Origin of the sequence: Streptomyces sp. NBC_01092 (genome assembly GCF_045039535.1) — a bacterium.
Taxonomy (GTDB): domain Bacteria; phylum Actinomycetota; class Actinomycetes; order Streptomycetales; family Streptomycetaceae; genus Streptomyces.
The window spans coordinates 5,379,524-5,395,145 of record NZ_CP108659.1 but is presented as its reverse complement, the minus strand read 5'-3'; the positions used below and the strand labels follow the sequence as shown (position 1 = coordinate 5,395,145).

Annotated in this window: 14 protein-coding genes and 1 tRNA gene; 9 read left to right on the top strand and 6 right to left on the bottom strand. The window is 70.6% G+C overall.

Translation table 11 applies throughout. From position 1 onward, the window contains the following. Positions 1 to 87: 87 nt before the first annotated feature. Positions 88 to 1,599 (bottom strand): PP2C family protein-serine/threonine phosphatase, encoded by a 1,512-nt coding sequence (locus tag OG254_RS24480; protein ID WP_405585394.1) that lies wholly within the window; start codon positions 1,597 to 1,599, stop codon positions 88 to 90. 503 nt (positions 1,600 to 2,102) lie between these two features. Here OG254_RS24480 and OG254_RS24475 point away from each other — a divergent pair. Both OG254_RS24475 and OG254_RS24470 read left to right on the top strand, forming a co-directional pair. Then, positions 2,103 to 2,762 carry a bifunctional DNA primase/polymerase gene (locus OG254_RS24475; protein WP_148000260.1) on the top strand — a complete coding sequence of 220 codons (660 nt, stop codon included), beginning with the start codon at positions 2,103 to 2,105 and terminating at the stop codon, positions 2,760 to 2,762. 55 nt (positions 2,763 to 2,817) lie between these two features. After that, entirely contained in the window at positions 2,818 to 3,489 is a 672-nt protein-coding gene (locus tag OG254_RS24470) for a hypothetical protein (protein ID WP_405585391.1), read from the top strand. A gap of 243 nt (positions 3,490 to 3,732) precedes the next feature. On the opposite strand, the gene OG254_RS24465 is transcribed toward OG254_RS24470, so the two are convergent. From OG254_RS24465 to OG254_RS24455, 3 genes are all read right to left on the bottom strand, one after another. Continuing rightward, positions 3,733 to 4,698 carry a DUF5926 family protein gene (locus tag OG254_RS24465; protein ID WP_351195917.1) on the bottom strand — a complete coding sequence of 322 codons (966 nt, stop codon included), beginning with the start codon at positions 4,696 to 4,698 and terminating at the stop codon, positions 3,733 to 3,735. A 167-nt stretch (positions 4,699 to 4,865) separates the two neighbouring features. Continuing rightward, complete coding sequence (locus OG254_RS24460; RefSeq protein ID WP_405585388.1) at positions 4,866 to 5,504, bottom strand: ATP-binding protein; 639 nt, start codon at positions 5,502 to 5,504, stop codon at positions 4,866 to 4,868. A 195-nt stretch (positions 5,505 to 5,699) separates the two neighbouring features. Continuing rightward, complete coding sequence (locus tag OG254_RS24455) at positions 5,700 to 6,527, bottom strand: glycerophosphodiester phosphodiesterase (RefSeq protein WP_148000257.1); 828 nt, start codon at positions 6,525 to 6,527, stop codon at positions 5,700 to 5,702. Positions 6,528 to 6,795: 268 nt separating this feature from the next. Between OG254_RS24455 and OG254_RS24450 the strand changes: the two genes are divergently transcribed. From OG254_RS24450 to OG254_RS24430, 5 genes are all read left to right on the top strand, one after another. Beyond that, complete coding sequence (locus OG254_RS24450) at positions 6,796 to 8,295, top strand: S1C family serine protease (RefSeq protein ID WP_405585385.1); 1,500 nt, start codon at positions 6,796 to 6,798, stop codon at positions 8,293 to 8,295. A gap of 212 nt (positions 8,296 to 8,507) precedes the next feature. Continuing rightward, on the top strand, positions 8,508 to 10,106 hold the full coding sequence (locus OG254_RS24445; RefSeq protein ID WP_405585382.1) for a serine/threonine-protein kinase: 1,599 nt from the start codon (positions 8,508 to 8,510) through the stop codon (positions 10,104 to 10,106). A 109-nt stretch (positions 10,107 to 10,215) separates the two neighbouring features. Then, positions 10,216 to 10,302 (top strand) — tRNA-Ser (locus OG254_RS24440). 511 nt (positions 10,303 to 10,813) lie between these two features. Then, positions 10,814 to 11,263, top strand: coding sequence for a hypothetical protein (locus tag OG254_RS24435; protein ID WP_405585379.1), 450 nt, complete (start codon positions 10,814 to 10,816; stop codon positions 11,261 to 11,263). Next, positions 11,263 to 11,631: a peptidase inhibitor family I36 protein gene (locus tag OG254_RS24430; protein ID WP_405595163.1), complete on the top strand. Its 369-nt coding sequence runs from the start codon at positions 11,263 to 11,265 to the stop codon at positions 11,629 to 11,631. Before OG254_RS24435 ends, OG254_RS24430 begins: the two co-directional genes overlap by 1 nt. A 322-nt stretch (positions 11,632 to 11,953) precedes the next feature. Here the strand turns inward: OG254_RS24430 and OG254_RS24425 are convergent, their stop codons facing one another. Further along, positions 11,954 to 12,385, bottom strand: coding sequence for a hypothetical protein (locus OG254_RS24425; RefSeq protein WP_405585377.1), 432 nt, complete (start codon positions 12,383 to 12,385; stop codon positions 11,954 to 11,956). A gap of 286 nt (positions 12,386 to 12,671) precedes the next feature. Next, the gene (locus OG254_RS24420) at positions 12,672 to 13,538 is read right to left on the bottom strand and encodes a bifunctional DNA primase/polymerase (RefSeq protein ID WP_351195908.1); all 867 of its coding nucleotides are present in this window, start codon (positions 13,536 to 13,538) and stop codon (positions 12,672 to 12,674) included. A gap of 381 nt (positions 13,539 to 13,919) precedes the next feature. Between OG254_RS24420 and OG254_RS24415 the strand changes: the two genes are divergently transcribed. Together OG254_RS24415 and OG254_RS24410 are read left to right on the top strand one after the other, a co-directional pair. Continuing rightward, complete coding sequence (locus tag OG254_RS24415; RefSeq protein ID WP_148000254.1) at positions 13,920 to 14,246, top strand: hypothetical protein; 327 nt, start codon at positions 13,920 to 13,922, stop codon at positions 14,244 to 14,246. 355 nt (positions 14,247 to 14,601) lie between these two features. Further along, on the top strand, positions 14,602 to 15,615 hold the full coding sequence (locus OG254_RS24410) for an OB-fold domain-containing protein (RefSeq protein WP_405585373.1): 1,014 nt from the start codon (positions 14,602 to 14,604) through the stop codon (positions 15,613 to 15,615). The last annotated feature ends 7 nt before the right edge of the window (positions 15,616 to 15,622 follow it).

Genomic DNA, 15,622 nt, shown 5'->3' with positions numbered 1-15,622 from the left:
CCCGGGGCCGATGGGCAGGATGCCCGCCGGTGCTATGACGCAGGCCACGTGCCTGTTATGGGTGAGTGACCGAAGGGCCACGGGCCGCTACTCGAAGCGAGCGGCCAGCAGGACGACGTCCTCGTCGCTGTCCGCCAGGTCCGCCCCGTCCGGCAGAACGGTCCGCAGCACATGGTCGACGACGGCGTCCGGATCGTGCCGGATCGCCCTCGGCACCCCGGCCGCCGCCGCGTGCAGCCGGGCGAAGGCGCGGTCGGTGGCGTCGCCGGTGCGGTGCAGCAGCCCGTCGGTGTACAGCAGAACCGTCTCTCCGGCTTCCGCCGTGACCTCCACGCTCGGCGCCTCCCAGCAGGCCAGCATGCCCAGCGGGGCGGAGACGGACGTCTCCACGAACTCCGTGCGCCGGTCGCCGATCAGCAGCGGCGGGGAGTGCCCGGCGCCGGCGAGCGTGATCTTGCGCAGGGCGGGCTCGCAGTAGGCGAACAGGGCGGTGGCGGAGCGGGCCGGCTCGGTGAGCCGGAGCAGCAGCTCCAGGTCGGACAGGACCGCGACCGGGTCCTCGCCCTCCATCACGGCGTACGCCCGCAGGCTGGCCCTGAGCCGGCCCATCGCGGCGACCGCGCTCGGCCCGGACCCGGTCACCGAGCCGACCGCGAGGCCGAGCGCGGCGTCCGGCAGCGGCAGCGCGTCGTACCAGTCGCCGCCCCCGCGCGGGCCGGTGCGGTGCCGGACGGCGAGCTGGACGCCGGCCATGCGCGGCAGGCGGGAGGGCAGCAGTTCGTCGGACATCGTCCGCATGCACGCGCGCGTGCGCTCGACTTCGAGGAGGCGGGCCAGATGCTCGGTGGCGTAGCGGGTGTACAGGCCGATGAGGTGGCGCTGGCGCTCGGCGGGTTCGGCGGGCTCGTCGTACAGCCAGACGGCGGCGCCGAGACGCCCGGCGGCCTCGGTGGACAGCGGCAGGGCGTAGCTGGCGGCGTAGCCGAGGCGGGCGGCCACCTCACGGTGGCGGGGATCGAGTCCGTCCTCGGAGAGCAGGTCGGGCTGGGCGATCTCGCCGTCACCGCCGGGCAGCCCGTCGAGGATCCTGCCGTACGACATCGCGCTGCGCGGCACCGTCTCGATGTGCCCGAGGTCGGCCCGCGCGAGGCCGAGCCCGATGGTCGTGTCGGGGCCGAGCCCGTCCGCCGGCTCCAGTACGACCAGACCGCGCCGGGCGCCGACGAGGGCCGATCCGGCGCGCAGGAGTTCCTCGAGGGCTTCGGCGAGCGAGGCCGTACGGGCCAGGCATTCGGTGAGTTCGTGGAGCGTCGTGAGGTCCGAGACCCAGCCCGCGAGCCGGTCCTGCAGCAGTGCGCCGGGTGGGGTCGGCGGGGCGACGGACGAGGTGCCCGAGGCCGCGGGCGCGGGCGTGACAGTGTGTGCGGGCGACGGAACCGTCGAGTCGATTCCGGCCACTTTCGGAGGGTGAGGGGCGTTCATGGCGTCCGGCTTTCCGACCGGTGCGTATTGCTCAAAAGCATCGCAAACCCCCATGTCATTCTGCGCCGCTAGCAGTGTCTCCACATGTACACGCACTCGTAAGGGGATGTCCAGCATTGTCCTGCTGGGATTCCTGGTGTCCGTGGGTAACCGGAGCACTCCTCGTGGACCTCTTGCATTAAGGCAAAGTTGGCTTAAAACTGCCTCAGGGAACGGGGTATTGCGGTCGACTGGTTTCGTTCCACGGAGCGTCACAGCGGTCGTGATGGGTACGTACTCGGTGAAGGCCAGGGGTGGTTCACAACCGCCCGGAACCTGGTGACGGACCCGGGCGTCTTAGCCACCGACGATCGTGCCCCATCCTCCCGTGGCGGAGGCGAAGAGAAATACGCGCGACGGTAAAACGCCAGACTTCGCCACCCCACGCCACGCCCATGCTTTTGCTAGACGCAGTATGGACGAGGCTGCCGCGGAAGCAGCCAACGCTCGGCCCATAGGGGTTCCCCTTGCTCGCGGCAGGGGTGTGATGCGCCAACAGGTACGCACAGTGAAGTGATCGACACATGGTGTGATGTGGACCACGGTGTTGCCAGCGGTGCAACGGAAAGGAACGAGCGCTCATGCGCGAGATCCTCGGAAGGCGACGCAGGCTCCTGCGCGGTGACGAGAGGCCTGAGCTGATCAGCGCGGCCCTGACCTTCGCGACGGAATGGCAGTGGCCGGTACTCCCGGGCGTGACGACGCACCCGCAGGGGCACTCCCGCTGCGGCTGCCCCGACCCGGACTGCACGGTTCCCGGTGCCCACCCCTTCGACCCCGGACTCCTCGCCGCCACCACCGACGCGCGCATGCTGCGCTGGTGGTGGACCAACCGGCCCGCGGCGCCGATCATCCTTGCCACCGGCGGCAAGGCCCCCTGCGCGGTAAGCCTGCCCGCCCTGCCGGCCGCGCACGCCCTGGCCGCACTCGACCGCAGAGGCATGCGCCTCGGCCCGGTCGTCGCTTCGCCCGCCCGCTGGGCGATCCTCGTGAAGCCCTACTCGATGGAACAGTTGGGCGAACTGCTGTACGCCCAGGACTTCGTCCCCGGCTCCCTCCGCTTCCACGGCGAGGGCGGCTACATCGCCCTGCCCCCCTCCGAGACCGGTCAGGGTCCGATCAGCTGGCAGCGCGCCCCGCTGCCCGGCTCGGCCTCCCCGTGGGTGCCCGATGTGGAGGCCGTCGTCGACGCGGTGGTTGAGGCCCTCACTCGTACGGGTGTGAGCGCGCCCGAGTTGTAGGGCTGTCCGGCGCGCGCGGAACGGTGCACGCACGCGTGGTCGATATCTTCCGGATATGCCGCGTCATTCCAGGGGAAAAAGGGCACCGTTGTCGCATCGCCGCGGGCCGAACCAGCGAAGAGTCCGTCTGATCGCCCTCGCGTCCGTCGCGGCGGCCGCCGTCGCGTTGCCGCTCGCCTGGGCCGCCGCCGGCCAGGTCGTCGAGGCGGGCCGGGCCGCGGTGGGCGCGGCCCCCGCCCGCGACGCCGTACGGTCCTCCCCGCCCGCCCCGAAGGGCGGTGCCGTACGTCCGTCCCCGCACGGCGACGCCAAGGCGCCCACGGCGACGCCCACCGACTCCCCGGTCCTGCTCGACTTGGGCCTGTCCACCGCCGTGCGCTGCGGGCCCGAACTCACCTCGCCGGAGGGCGTCGAGGCGCAGACCTGTGTCCTCACGCAGGGCGACGACACCTGGGCGCGCACGTACTTCCGCAATGCGACAGGCGGTGCGCTGAACTCCGTACTGAGCCTCATGGGGCCCGATGGGCGCACGGTGCAGATGCGCTGCGAGGTGGGCGCCGACGACGAGCCGGGGACGTGCGAGACGCCTCGGGAGCGCACGCGTGCGGGACTGGACGCCTACACGGCCGTCACGGAGTTCGCGGAGCGGGCCGGTGGCGGGGCACTGCTACTGCGTTCCGCGAGCAACTCCGCGCCGGACAAATCCGGGGCGCACACGGGCGGTTGACGTTCGACGTCATTCCGTAAAGAACAGTGCACATGGAAAGACCCGGTTGCTGGCGACGGGGGATGCACCAGCAACCGGGCTAAAAGAACGGTAACAAGAGATCGGCGGTTCGCAAATTCGATCCGGGCTTTCAAGTCACGGATTCCCTTGCTCCGCATGGGAGTTGTGATCGGATTCACCTCTCCCGGGCGGGCCTGTTCGGCTGAACGGCCGTTCAGCCGAACCCGATCTTCGCCGCGCGCGTTAGCTGAGCGTGACCTGCCGGTTGGTCAGGCCGCCACGCGCGCGACGCTCGTCCGGCGTGAGCGGAGCGTCCGTGGCCAGGGCCGCGGTGAGGCGCTCGGCGAACTCGGCCGCCGGCTTCTCCACGTCCTCGGCGCCGACGCCGCTCGGCAGGTCCCAGACCGGCACGGTCAGGCCGTGGGCACGGAAGGAGCCCACGAGGCGGGTGCCCTCGCCGAGGTTCGACCTGCCCGCCGCGTGCAGCCGCGCCAAGGCGTCCAGAAGCTGCTCCTCCTCGTGCGGCATGACCCAGCGCAGGTGGTTCTTGTCCGGCGTCTCGCACCAGTAGGCGGAGTCCACGCCGGTCAGCTTCACGGTCGGGATGGCCGCGGCGTTGGCCCGCTCCAGGGAGGCGGCCACTTCCGGAGTGGCGTTCTCCGCGTCCGGGACCCAGAACTCGAAGCCCGGGTGCACAACTGGCTCGAACGCGCCTTCGGGGTCGAGCAGATCCTGCAGCCGCGGACCGTCGGCGGGAGCGCGGCGGCCCTGGACCGGGGTGCCCGGCTGGGCGGTGAGGGCCTGCTGGAGGGTGTCGGCGAGGTCGCGGCTGATGTCGCCCGACGCCGTGTCGTTCTGCAGGCCGAGCAGCACCGAGCCGTCGTCGCGGCGCAGGGCCGGCCAGGCCATCGGCAGCACCGTGGCCAGCGTGACCGACGGGACGCCCTCCGGGAGGCCGCCCTTCAGGGGCAGTTCGACGGTGGCGGCCGGCACCAGCTCACGCAGGGCCACCCAGTCGCACTCGCCGGGCAGGCCCTCGAAGGGGCGCTGCACCAGCTCGGTCACCGCGTGCGAGGCGGCCCGGCCGTGACAGGCCTTGTAGCGCCGGCCGCTGCCGCAGGGGCAGGGTTCGCGCGCGCCGACCACCGGGATCTCTGTGTCGCTGAGCTGCGGGCGCTTGGCCTTGGTCTGGGGGCGCTTCTTGGCCATCTGGGTGTCTCCCGGTTACGGCTCGTCTGGTACGGGCGCGAGCCTAGCCGTTCACGCCGAGGCCGACGGGAGGCTGTGGACAACCGACCGGGTCGTGCCGGGAGAAGAGCCGGTTCGGGGCACGAGCAGGGCTTGTGCCGAAACCGGTGCCTGGGCGGCAGTCCGTCTCAGTCCCGGTCGTCGAAGGCGTCCGCGAAGTCGAGACGGGCCATGGCGCCCACCGACGGTGCCGTGACGCGCGTAGCGAAGTCGTTCCGGCGGTGCCCGACGTCGGGATCGTGCACGTCGTCGTGGACCACGACCCAGACCGTGACCTCGCCCCGGGCGTCGTCCCGTACGCCCCAGTCGTCGGCGAGAGCAGTGATGATGTTCAGCCCGCGGCCGCCGTGTGCGGTGACCGAGGGCGTGGCCGGAGCCGGGCGGGTGGGCCCGCCGCCGTCCGTGACCTCCACCGTGAGCCTGCCGCCCGCGTCCACGCGCCATGCGGCCCGGACGTCGCCGTCCCCGGAGAGCGCGTCACCCAGCGGTCGGCCGTGTTTGCACGCGTTGCTCAAGAGTTCGGAAAGAATCAATACGGCATCGTCGATGACCGATTCCGCCACGCCACCCGTGCGCAGCTGCGAGCGCATACGGTGTCTCGCTTTCCCCACGCCCGCCGGACCATGGGGTACGGCCATGCTCGACGACGTGGGCACCTCCTGTGCCACCACCAACGCCACCCCCGAGACCTCCTTTGCCCCACGCCACGGAGTGGATGCCCCATTGGCCTGTACCGGAAACCGGCCAATCAATGTCCGGAGACGCATTCGTAACGATCGAATACGGACCGAACGCGCCGGAGCACTCCCTGTAATCGAGATGGCTGGAATTCTTCGGTGTGGCCGAGAGTGGAGGATGAGGCTGGAGGGGTGGCGGGGTCAAGAGGTTGCGCAGGGATTCAAGGGATTCGAGGGATTCAAGGGGGACTAGGGGGGTTTCCCTGTGCGGTGTGTCAGCGGCCGTCAGCGGCCGAGCTGGTGCAGCACCGCGCGCGGGCGGTTGGTGATGATGGCGTCGACGCCCAGTTCGACACAGAGGTCGACGTCCTCGGGTTCGTTCACGGTCCATACGTGCACCTGGTGGCCGGCCCGCTTCAGGCGCTCCACATAGGCCGGGTGGCTGCGCACGATGCGGATGGAGGGACCCGCGATGTGGACGCCCGCCGGTAGCCGCCCGTCGCGCAGCCTCGGTGACACGAACTGCATGAGAGAGACCGTCGGCAGCGTCGGGGACGCGGCACGCACGCGATGCAGCGAGCGCGCCGAGAAGCTCATGACACGCACCGGGGACTCGGCCGCCGAGGCGGGCGTATCGAGCCCGAACCGCTTCAGCAGGAGTAGCAGCCGCTCCTCGACCTGCCCCGCCCACCGGGTCGGATGCTTGGTCTCGATGGCCAGCTCCACGCGCCGCCCCGCGTCCGCGACGAGCTCCAGCAGCCGCTCCAAGGTCAGTACGGAGGTGTCCTCGGGGTCCTCGGGCCGGAACTCCCAGTCGGGCTCCTCGGCCCGGTTCTTCCACGAGTCACGGTTCTTGCGGGAGCCGAAGTCCAGCGCGGCCAGCTCGGCGAGTTCCAGGGCCGAGACCGCGCCACGGCCGTTGGACGTACGGTTGACGCGGCGGTCGTGAACACAGACGAGGTGGCCGTCCGCGGTGAGGCGTACGTCGCACTCGAGGGCGTCCGCACCGTCCTCGATCGCCTTCTTGTACGCGGCCAGGGTGTGCTCGGGAGCGTCTTCGGAGGCTCCGCGGTGGGCGACGACTTGGATCTGGTGCTGCCGTGCGTGGGTCACCGCGTCATGGTGCCACCGCACCGGGGTACGCGTGCGACCGGAGCGGTGGTGAGAGCGCTGGGATTGTGCCCGTTTAGTCGCTCATGACCTATATAAGGAAAGGCCGTGGACCCACAGCAACCGCTTATGGTGCTCTGACGGCCCGTGGGAAAAGCTGACGACATACAAAAGACATGCACAGCTGAAGCGCACCGGCCATGAACGTACGTGAACGGGCGTGACCGAGTGCGACCGACAACACCAGCCGTGGATCTATAGGAGAGAAGCTGTGAGCACCGAGAACGAGGGCGCCGCGGTCCCCCCGGCCCCGTCCGCACCCCCCGTGCCGGCGGATGCTCCTGCTGCTCCGGCATCCCAGGAGCGCCCGGCTCCGCAGGCCGACGCCGCGCCCACCACTGAGCTCCCGCCGGTACCGGACACCGCCCCGGCGAGCTCGAACGGCGTGCAGCCGCCTGCAGAGGGATCGCAGCCGCCCGCCTCCCAGGGCTCGGCCCCCGACGCCTCCTGGCCGCCCCCGCCGCCGCCCGCCACACCGCCGTACGCGGACAGTGGTGCCGCGGCAGGTGACGCCGGTGCCGCTGCCGGTGATGGCGGTTTCGGTGCTGGCTCCGGCTGGGGTGCCGCCTACCAGCAGCCGCCGGCGCCGAAGTCGGGCCGTGGGCGCGGCGGTCTGCTCGCCGCGGTCCTCATCGCCGCGCTGGTCGCGGGCGGTCTGGGCGGCGGCCTCGGCTACACCCTGGCCAAGAACGACGACACGACCTCCTCGACGACCGTCTCGGCCCCCGACAGCGGCGGCTCGGTCAAGCGCGACCCGGGCACCGTCGCGGGCGTGGCCGGCACCGCGCTGCCGAGCACCGTCACGATCCAGGCGGAGAGCAGCAGCGGCGAGGGCGGCACCGGCACCGGTTTCGTCTTCGACACCGAGGGCCACATCGTCACCAACAACCACGTGGTGGCCGACGCGGTCGACGGCGGCAAGCTCACGGCGACGTTCCCGAGCGGCAAGAAGTACGACGCCGAGGTCGTCGGCAACGCGCAGGGCTACGACGTGGCGGTCATCAAGCTCAAGAACGCCCCGTCCGACCTCAAGCCGCTCACGCTGGGCGACTCCGACAAGGTGGCCGTCGGCGACTCGACGATCGCGATCGGCGCCCCCTTCGGCCTGTCCAACACGGTCACCACGGGCATCATCAGCGCCAAGAACCGCCCCGTGGCCTCCAGCGACGGCACCGGCAGCAACGCCTCCTACATGAGCGCCCTCCAGACGGACGCCTCGATCAACCCCGGCAACTCCGGCGGCCCGCTGCTGGACGCGCAGGGCAATGTCATCGGCATTAACTCCGCGATCCAGTCCGCCGCCAACGGCATGGGCGGCACCAGCCAGTCCGGCTCGATCGGCCTCGGCTTCGCCATCCCGATCAACCAGGCCAAGTACGTCGCCCAGCAGCTGATCAAGAGCGGCAAGCCGGTCTACGCCAAGATCGGCGCCTCCGTCTCCCTGGAGGACACCGGCGACGGCGCCAAGATCACCGAGCAGGGCGCGAGCGGTTCGGACGCGGTCGAGTCGGGCGGCCCCGCGGCCAAGGCTGGCCTCAAGCCGGGCGACGTCATCACCAAGCTCGACGACACGGTGATCGACTCCGGTCCGACCCTGATCGGCGAGATCTGGACCCACCAGCCCGGCGACAAGGTCACGATCACCTACGAGCGCGGCGGCCAGACCCGCACCGTCGACCTCACCCTGGGCGCCCGCACCGGCGACAGCTGACGCGACGGCCACGCGCGCGTGGGCCGGCTTTCGACGAGAGCCGCCCCACGCGCGCGTACCGCTGACATCGGCGGTTGCCATCGGCGCTGGCCGGGGCCCGCGCGCGTGTCGTTCCGCTGCCGTCATGTCGACCCTTGACCGTGTCCATGCACTCTTATGGACTATCGTGCGTTCTCGACCTGGACTGTTCGCGAATGGGAAGCAGCGCGCGAATGGGAGACAGCGAAGGGGGCGGACTCGCGGTGTCCGATCTTGGGCGGCTCGTTGCCGACCGGTACCTGCTGGTGGAGCGGGTGGGCAGCGGCGGCATGGGCACCGTGTGGCGGGCCGAGGACAGGCTGCTCGGCCGTCATGTCGCCCTGAAGAAGCTGCACTTTCCGCCGCACCTCCAGGACGACGAGGTCCAGACCCTCCACGAGCGCACCCGCCGCGAGGCCCGCAGCGCGGCCCGGATCGCCCACCCCAACGTGATCGTGGTGCACGACGTGCTCGACGACGAGGGCCTCCCGTGCATCGTCATGGAGTACATACCCTCGCTCACTCTCAGCGACGTCCTGAAGCAACGGGGTGCACTGCCGCCCGCCGAAGCCGCCCGGATCGGCCGCGCCATGGCGTCCGCACTGCGCGCCGCCCATGACGCCGGGGTCCTGCACCGGGACGTCAAACCCGCGAACGTCCTCCTCGGCGACGGCGGGCGGATCGTCCTCACCGACTTCGGGATCGCCATGGAGTCGGGGACGTCCTCGCTGACCAAGCCGGGCGAACTGATCGGCTCCATCCGCTACCTGGCGCCCGAACGCCTCAAGGGCGCGCACCCCGAGACGGGCCCCGCCAGTGACCTGTGGGCCCTCGGGGCGACGCTGTACCAGGCGGTCGAGGGACGGGATCCCTTCCGCCGCGCCACCGCGATCGAGACCGCGTACGCCATCGCCGCCGACCCCTACGACCCCCCGCGCGGCGCCGGTGAGCTGACCCCGGTGATCGAAGGGCTGCTCGCCAAGGATCCCGCTCAACGCATGGACGTGCACGAGGTCGAACGCCGCCTGGCGGACCTGACCGAGACACGCACCACTCGGGTAGAGCCGACGACCCGAGGCGAGCCCACACGTCCCACACGTCCCGAACGCACCGACAGCCCCGCACGATCCGGCCGAACAGGGCGGGCACAGGGCGCCAACCGCCGCCGTACGGTGCTGTGGTCGGCCCTGGCCGTGACTCTCGTCGCCGCTACGGCGGGCGGAACGGTGTGGTGGCTCAAGGACGGTACGGACAAGCCGTCCGCCCATGCATCCGGGCCCGATACGCCCACTTCCTCGGCGGGCGCACCGAGTTCGGGTGCCACGGCTACGCCGCCGCCGGTCCCCACCGGATATCACCTCAAGGACGCGGGCAGCGGCCTCTCCGTGCCCGTACGGGACGGCTGGGTCCCCAAGACGCTGCCCGGCGGTGAGCTCGTCTACATAGACCCGACCGGCCTGGTGGGCCTGCGGGTCAACGTCGTCGAGTTCGCGGGCACCGATCCCGTCCAGCACTGGCGTGAGACGGAAGAGGACCAGACTCGACGCGACAACCCCGGCTACGAACGGGTCAGGATGGCGTCGACGACCTTCCGCGGACGGCCCGCCGGGTACTGGGAGTTCACCTTCGACGGCACGGCTCGCAAGTACCGGGCGGCGGAACTGGCCTTCGCGAGTGACGAAGGCACCCAGTACGTGATCTACCTGTCCGCGCCGGACGCACAGTGGCACGAGTACCGGCCGGTGTTCGAGACCGCCACGAACGGCGTCCGCCTCAGCGGCGACAAGCCCTGACACCGGGACCCGCCCCGACCCGGCCATCGGACCCATACGGACCACACACCCCGCACACCGAGCGAGGCCGGTACGCTGTACCCGCTCCGCCCCTGGTGGGCCGGGGCGAGGTGGGTTGCCCGAGCGGCCTAAGGGAACGGTCTTGAAAACCGTCGTGGCAGCGATGTCACCGTGGGTTCAAATCCCACACCCACCGCGCAGGTAAGAATTCTTGCAGGTCAGAAGGGGTGCCCCCAGCGGAGGGGCACCCCTTCGGCGTTCACCCTGTCTCACCTGACTCACCCACATCCCGGGTCTGACCAGCCCGTACGGCCAACCTGTGGCCAGGATCTACGGCTCTTGGGGGCTGCCTGGGCGTGGAAGACGCCCATCGTGGACAGGACCCTGGTGCCCCCCCGACCACACAGTGGCCGAGCCGTCGAAGAACAGCCTGCTCATGGGCCTCCGCCAATGTCCTCGACATTGTTGCCCCGTGCCGTCAGCCGTGAATGATCGTTTGAACTGGTGTGACGATCAGTACTGTCCGGGGTCGAGCGACGGGCCGGACATTGGCGGGTGCCCTGCTGGCGATGATGCTCGCCGGATGCTGCGCAGCGCAGTCACAGCCGGTGCTGCCCGCCTCGGAGCGGGGTCGCAGTGAATTGATCAAGGCCGCCCAGCAGGTGCTGGTGGACCGGTGTATGAGGACCCGCAGCGCCAGCGCCCCGATGTCAGATGAGAAGGCGCTGTTCGGCACTGGCCCGGCTCAGCTGTCGGTCACCCTCTCCACCGGTTACACCGTCCGCATGCACACGGACGGTTGCCTGGCCCAAGCGCTGCGCTACCTTTACGGCGACCAGGCCAGCTGGTTCCGCGCCGAGGTCATCGTCAACAATCTGCGCCCCGAGGCCCAGGCTCGACTCGGCGAAGACCCCAGGTATCGGGCGGCACTCGCCCGCCGGGCCGCCTGCCCTGACAAGGACACCCGCTGCGTACGAGCCAGCGGCCTGGAGGAGCTGCGGGCCGCGCTGGAGCCCGACCGGCTCACCGAGGTGCGTCGCGCGCACCGCAAGGAGATCGCCACCTACGACCGGCTGCGCGACCGCGCAGTACACCGGGCGGCCGACGTGCTGGCGGCCCGCCCCACCCCCCACCAGAAAGGTCACGACCCTTCATGATGAAAAGGCTGCTCACCGCCGCTGCCGCAGCGTTCCTCCTCACAGCCGGCCTCGCCGGAACCAGCCCGGTCAGTGCGGCCGATTGCCCCTCCGGCGAGTTCTGTGCCTGGGAGCACTCCGATTACAAGGGCCAGCGCGCCAATTGGTCAGGGGACGACGGCTGGTGGGAGAGCTGGATCGCCGACGAGGACTCTTCCTGGGCCAACCACGGCATCTCAGGCCCGGGCATCAAGGACCACGTCAAGGTCTACTCCCGAGCCCACCAAGGCGGCCACATGACGATCTGCCTCACCCCTGGCCAGGAAGTCAATTACGACGGCGCGGCCAACGACAACGGCGACTCCCACCAGTGGGCCATGAGCTGCTGAAACCACGCGCATGTCCGGGCCCCCGCCGGACGCAGACCGGTGGGGACCTGGCTGCAACAGCTCCGGAGCGGAGCCAGAAGGACACATAGGCGTGCCGCAGGTCGTACGGGATCGCAGCCGGCGGAGAGGCGGCCCGGCGTACCGTCCAGCCGTGCGGCCCCGGCTCCCCCAGGAAGTCGTGGGGGCCGAAGCCGGTCGAGGTGGTATTCGAACAGCGCCCAGGTCAGATCGAACTGCCCGCGCAGCAGGTCCCGTCGGGAATCGCTCATAGGCCGACCTTGGCTTCCGGACTCCCCTGCGGGGCAAGCCGGTTGCCCTGCCGTCAGAGCTCGTAGTCCCGAGCCAACCCCTCCCAGTCGACCTCCCGCAGCGCGTCCTCGGCGTCGAAGCCGGAGGGCACCTGCGTGGTGGGCTGGAACCAGATGATCGTGAGGGCGGAGCGGTGCAGGACCGGGTCGTGGTCGCGGTCGAGCGCCGTGGAGTGGAAGGCGCCCACGCAGGCCACCGGCGGCAGCACCTCGACCGGGCCGAACGCGCCGGCGTACTGGTCGGGATACTCGCGCGGCGGCGGCACGAGGTGTACCGGCGTGGCGGGGTGGGCGCTTTCCGCGGCGATGACGAGGCTCTTGATCTTCATCTCGTTGAGCGGCCTGCACGGGTAGCCCTCCAGCACGCCGCCGTACGTCGAGGAGAGCCGCAGCTCGGAGAGGTCGAGCGAGCGGCCGGACGTGAGGACGACCCGCGCCAGCGACATGGTCGGCACTCTAGGGCGGTGGTGCATCGAGCTCCCGTGAATTTCAGGGCCGGTCAGGCGCCCGACGGAGTCAGGGCGGGGCGTTGCGTGTGAGTCCGACAGGGCGGGCGTTGCGTGTGTGTCCAGCAGGGCGGTCGTGCGTTGGTGCCGGTCAGGGTGGGGCGTTCGGCTGCGTCCGTCAGGTGGGGGTGTTCGTGTGTACGTCCGTGACGGTGAGGTGTTCGTGTGTACCGCCGTGACGGTGCGGCGTGCGTATGCGTCCGTCACGGCTGGGCGCACGTGTCCGTCAGGGCCGATGCCCCGTCATCCGCGCGGCCGACGCGATCGTCGCGCGGGCCTCCCGTTCGGTCAGGCCGGTGTTGAGGGCCGCCTCGACCAGCGGGTCGACGAGGGCGGGGCCGATGCCGTCCTCGTAGGCGCGGCAGGCCGCCCAGAACAGGCGGGTGTTGCGCTGGCCCTCGTGGGCGGCGAGCACGAACTGGACGAGGCCCTGGCCGTGGCCGCCGGTCGACGGGGGCGCCGGGTGGTGCGTGCGAGGTGGGGGGAGCAGTAGGCGCAGAAGGGCGCGCGGGCAGGGCGCGGGGGCGATGTGGGCGGTGCCGGGAGCCGTGCCGTAGACGCCGTGGTCGGTGCGGGAGCCGGGGCCGACGAGGTAGCCGCCGGCGCCCCGGATGTCGATGCCGGGTGCGAGACGGCCCGCGGAGTTGGGGACGACGACCTCGGGCGGCCCGGTCAGCCAGAGGTGGCGGCCGCCGCTCGGGGTCAGGACGACCACCGTGGGCGGGATCGTGAACAGGTGGCGCAGCGCCAGTTCGCGCAGGGCGGCGGAGGAGTCCGTACCGGATTTGGTGTCGAGGTCGATGCCGATCAGATGGTGCGGGGGCAGGCCGCAGGCGATGCCGTAGCCGGTAGCCCAGGGGGCGGCCGCGAAGAGCTCGCGGATGCGGACGGGGTCGGTGGAGGCGTCGTAGACCCCGTGCCCGAAGCGGCCGCACTCGCCGTGGCAGGGCGCGGCGTCGGGGTCGTCGCGGTGTGGTGAGCGCAGGGCCGGGAGTTTCGTCCGGGACAGGGGGATGACGGCCAGCCCGCGTTCGGCGGCTGACAGGGCGTGTGCGAGGGCCAGCGTCGTGGCCTGCCGGTCGGTGGTGGCCATGCTTCTATGTTCGTACGAGTGTTCGAAAAAAGAAAGAGGGATTGGCGGCGACCCGCCGAGGACTCGCCGATGGGCGGCGGCGGGCCGGAAGCATGCCGGAACCTTTCCCCCCTTGTGCCGCTTGGGGATGACCTGTCCGTACTGCCCTGTCATGGGAGTTGGAAGTGGCGAAAGGGGTTTATCGACTTGTCATCACGCTTGAGGGCGAATCGAGGCTTCCGGGGTGGTTCGCCGGGGATTCGGTGGGCAACTCTGATCTCGCGACGTCGTGAACGACTACGACTCCGGGGCGGACGGCCAACTGCCCTGGAACAAGCCGTACTTCATGCACCACCTATGCGTCCGGCGGGGAGCCTGGACGCACCTGTTCTGGAGGAACACATGGCAAGCATCCGTACTGCCCGCGTCATCGCAGCCGTCTCCGCCCTTCCGCTCGCTGTCGCCCTCTTCTCCGGCGTGGCGACGGCGGACAACGGCGCCATCGCGGACAACGGATCCAGCGCGGCTGTCACGGAAGCCGCTCAGGGCCTCATCGGCAGCGGGGTCGGCGGCGACAACTACGGCACCTCGTCCACCACCCAGCAGCAGGCCACCGGCGCCGGCGCCTCGAATCAGAGCAACACCGCCCAGGTCAACGGCTCCGCCTTCACGTCCGTCAACCAGGGCAACGACAACACGTCGGTCAACTTCACCCCGCTCTGGTGGTGAGCTGAGGGGGCCGGCGCCCCGGTGCTCAGGCGCCGGCCCTCTCGGAACTGTGGGTGTGCTGTGGGGTGTAACGCGTCTGCGCGGCGGTACTTCGGTACCGCCGCGCAGGCGTTTTTGCGTGTCATGGCGCGCGTGTCCGCGGCCGTCACTGTGGAGGGGCTCCTCGTCGGCCTTGACAGTGCATTGCATCTGACGGACAGTCAGAAATCTTGGTGGGGCCTCGCGATGGACGGCGAGGGCTCGAGTTCCCGAACTCGTGGGAACCGGATCGGCGGTCGCGGTGTACCAGAAGTGTCAGTGCGATGCGCCGTGGGGCGATGAGGACGAGGGGGCGACGGTGGGTTACGGGCCGGGGGTGAGCCACGAGGTGGCGGCGGACGGCGAGTTCGACACACAGCTGAAGGCCTACGAGGGCCGGAACGCCGCGGTGGCGCGTGCGGGCAGGGACCCCGTGAACGCGCCCATGATCAGGCACTGGTGCGAGGCGATGGGCGACACCAACCCGGCGTATGCGGGCCCGGACGCCATCGCGCCGCCCACCATGCTCCAGGCGTGGACCATGGGCGGCCTCTCCGGCCAGCAGGGACGCGCGCACGCTTACGACGAACTGCTCGGCCTGCTCGACGAGGCGGGCTACACCTCGGTGGTCGCCACGGAATGCGAGCAGGAGTATCTACGGCCGCTGCGCCCCGGCGACGAGATCACCTTCGACTCGGTCATCGAGTCGGTGTCGGAGAGGAAGACGACAAAGCTCGGCACCGGTTACTTCGTCACGACCCGCATGGACATCCACGCCGGCCCCGACCTCGCGGGCACCCACCGCTTCCGCATCCTCAAGTACGCGCCCGTACGCCGGGCAGGTCAGCAGACAGGGCAGCAGCCGGACCGTCAGCAGAAGCCTGCACAGCAGAAGCCCGCAGAGCAGAAGCCCGCACAGCAGGAGCGGCGACAGAGCCCCGCGCGCCCCCGCCCCGTCGTCAACCGCGACAACGCCGGCTTCTGGGCCGGCGTCCAGCAGCGCAGCCTGCTCCTCCAGCGCTGCACCGGCTGCGGCACCCTGCGCCACCCCTGGCTGCCCGGCTGCAGCGCCTGCGGGGACCCGGACTGGGACACGGTCGAGGCGAGCGGCGAGGGCACGGTCTATTCGTACGTCGTGATGCACCACCCACCGTTCCCGGCCTTCGACCCTCCCTACGCGGTCGGCCTGATCGAGCTGTCCGAGGGCGTGCGAATGATCGGCAACGTGCTGGGCGTGCCGTACGACAAGGTGCGGATCGGGTTGCCGGTGCGGCTCGAATTCCAGGAGTACGACGAGGAGTTGGTGCTGCCGGTCTGGCGCGCACGGGACGACGAGGGGGCGGTCGCATGAAGGGCGA

What these genes read in the sequence shown, in the direction of transcription:
- OG254_RS24420 (WP_351195908.1), bottom strand. Translation starts at nt 13,538, where the DNA reads ATGGCCACCACCGACCGGCAGGCCACGACGCTGGCCCTCGCACACGCC.
- OG254_RS24435 (WP_405585379.1), top strand. Translation starts at nt 10,814, where the DNA reads ATGTCAGATGAGAAGGCGCTGTTCGGCACTGGCCCGGCTCAGCTGTCG.
- OG254_RS24415 (WP_148000254.1), top strand. Translation starts at nt 13,920, where the DNA reads ATGGCAAGCATCCGTACTGCCCGCGTCATCGCAGCCGTCTCCGCCCTT.
- OG254_RS24425 (WP_405585377.1), bottom strand. Translation starts at nt 12,385, where the DNA reads ATGTCGCTGGCGCGGGTCGTCCTCACGTCCGGCCGCTCGCTCGACCTC.
- OG254_RS24460 (WP_405585388.1), bottom strand. Translation starts at nt 5,504, where the DNA reads ATGCGTCTCCGGACATTGATTGGCCGGTTTCCGGTACAGGCCAATGGG.
- OG254_RS24445 (WP_405585382.1), top strand. Translation starts at nt 8,508, where the DNA reads ATGGGAGACAGCGAAGGGGGCGGACTCGCGGTGTCCGATCTTGGGCGG.
- OG254_RS24465 (WP_351195917.1), bottom strand. Translation starts at nt 4,698, where the DNA reads ATGGCCAAGAAGCGCCCCCAGACCAAGGCCAAGCGCCCGCAGCTCAGC.
- OG254_RS24470 (WP_405585391.1), top strand. Translation starts at nt 2,818, where the DNA reads ATGCCGCGTCATTCCAGGGGAAAAAGGGCACCGTTGTCGCATCGCCGC.
- OG254_RS24475 (WP_148000260.1), top strand. Translation starts at nt 2,103, where the DNA reads ATGCGCGAGATCCTCGGAAGGCGACGCAGGCTCCTGCGCGGTGACGAG.
- OG254_RS24480 (WP_405585394.1), bottom strand. Translation starts at nt 1,599, where the DNA reads ATGCTGGACATCCCCTTACGAGTGCGTGTACATGTGGAGACACTGCTA.
- OG254_RS24430 (WP_405595163.1), top strand. Translation starts at nt 11,263, where the DNA reads ATGAAAAGGCTGCTCACCGCCGCTGCCGCAGCGTTCCTCCTCACAGCC.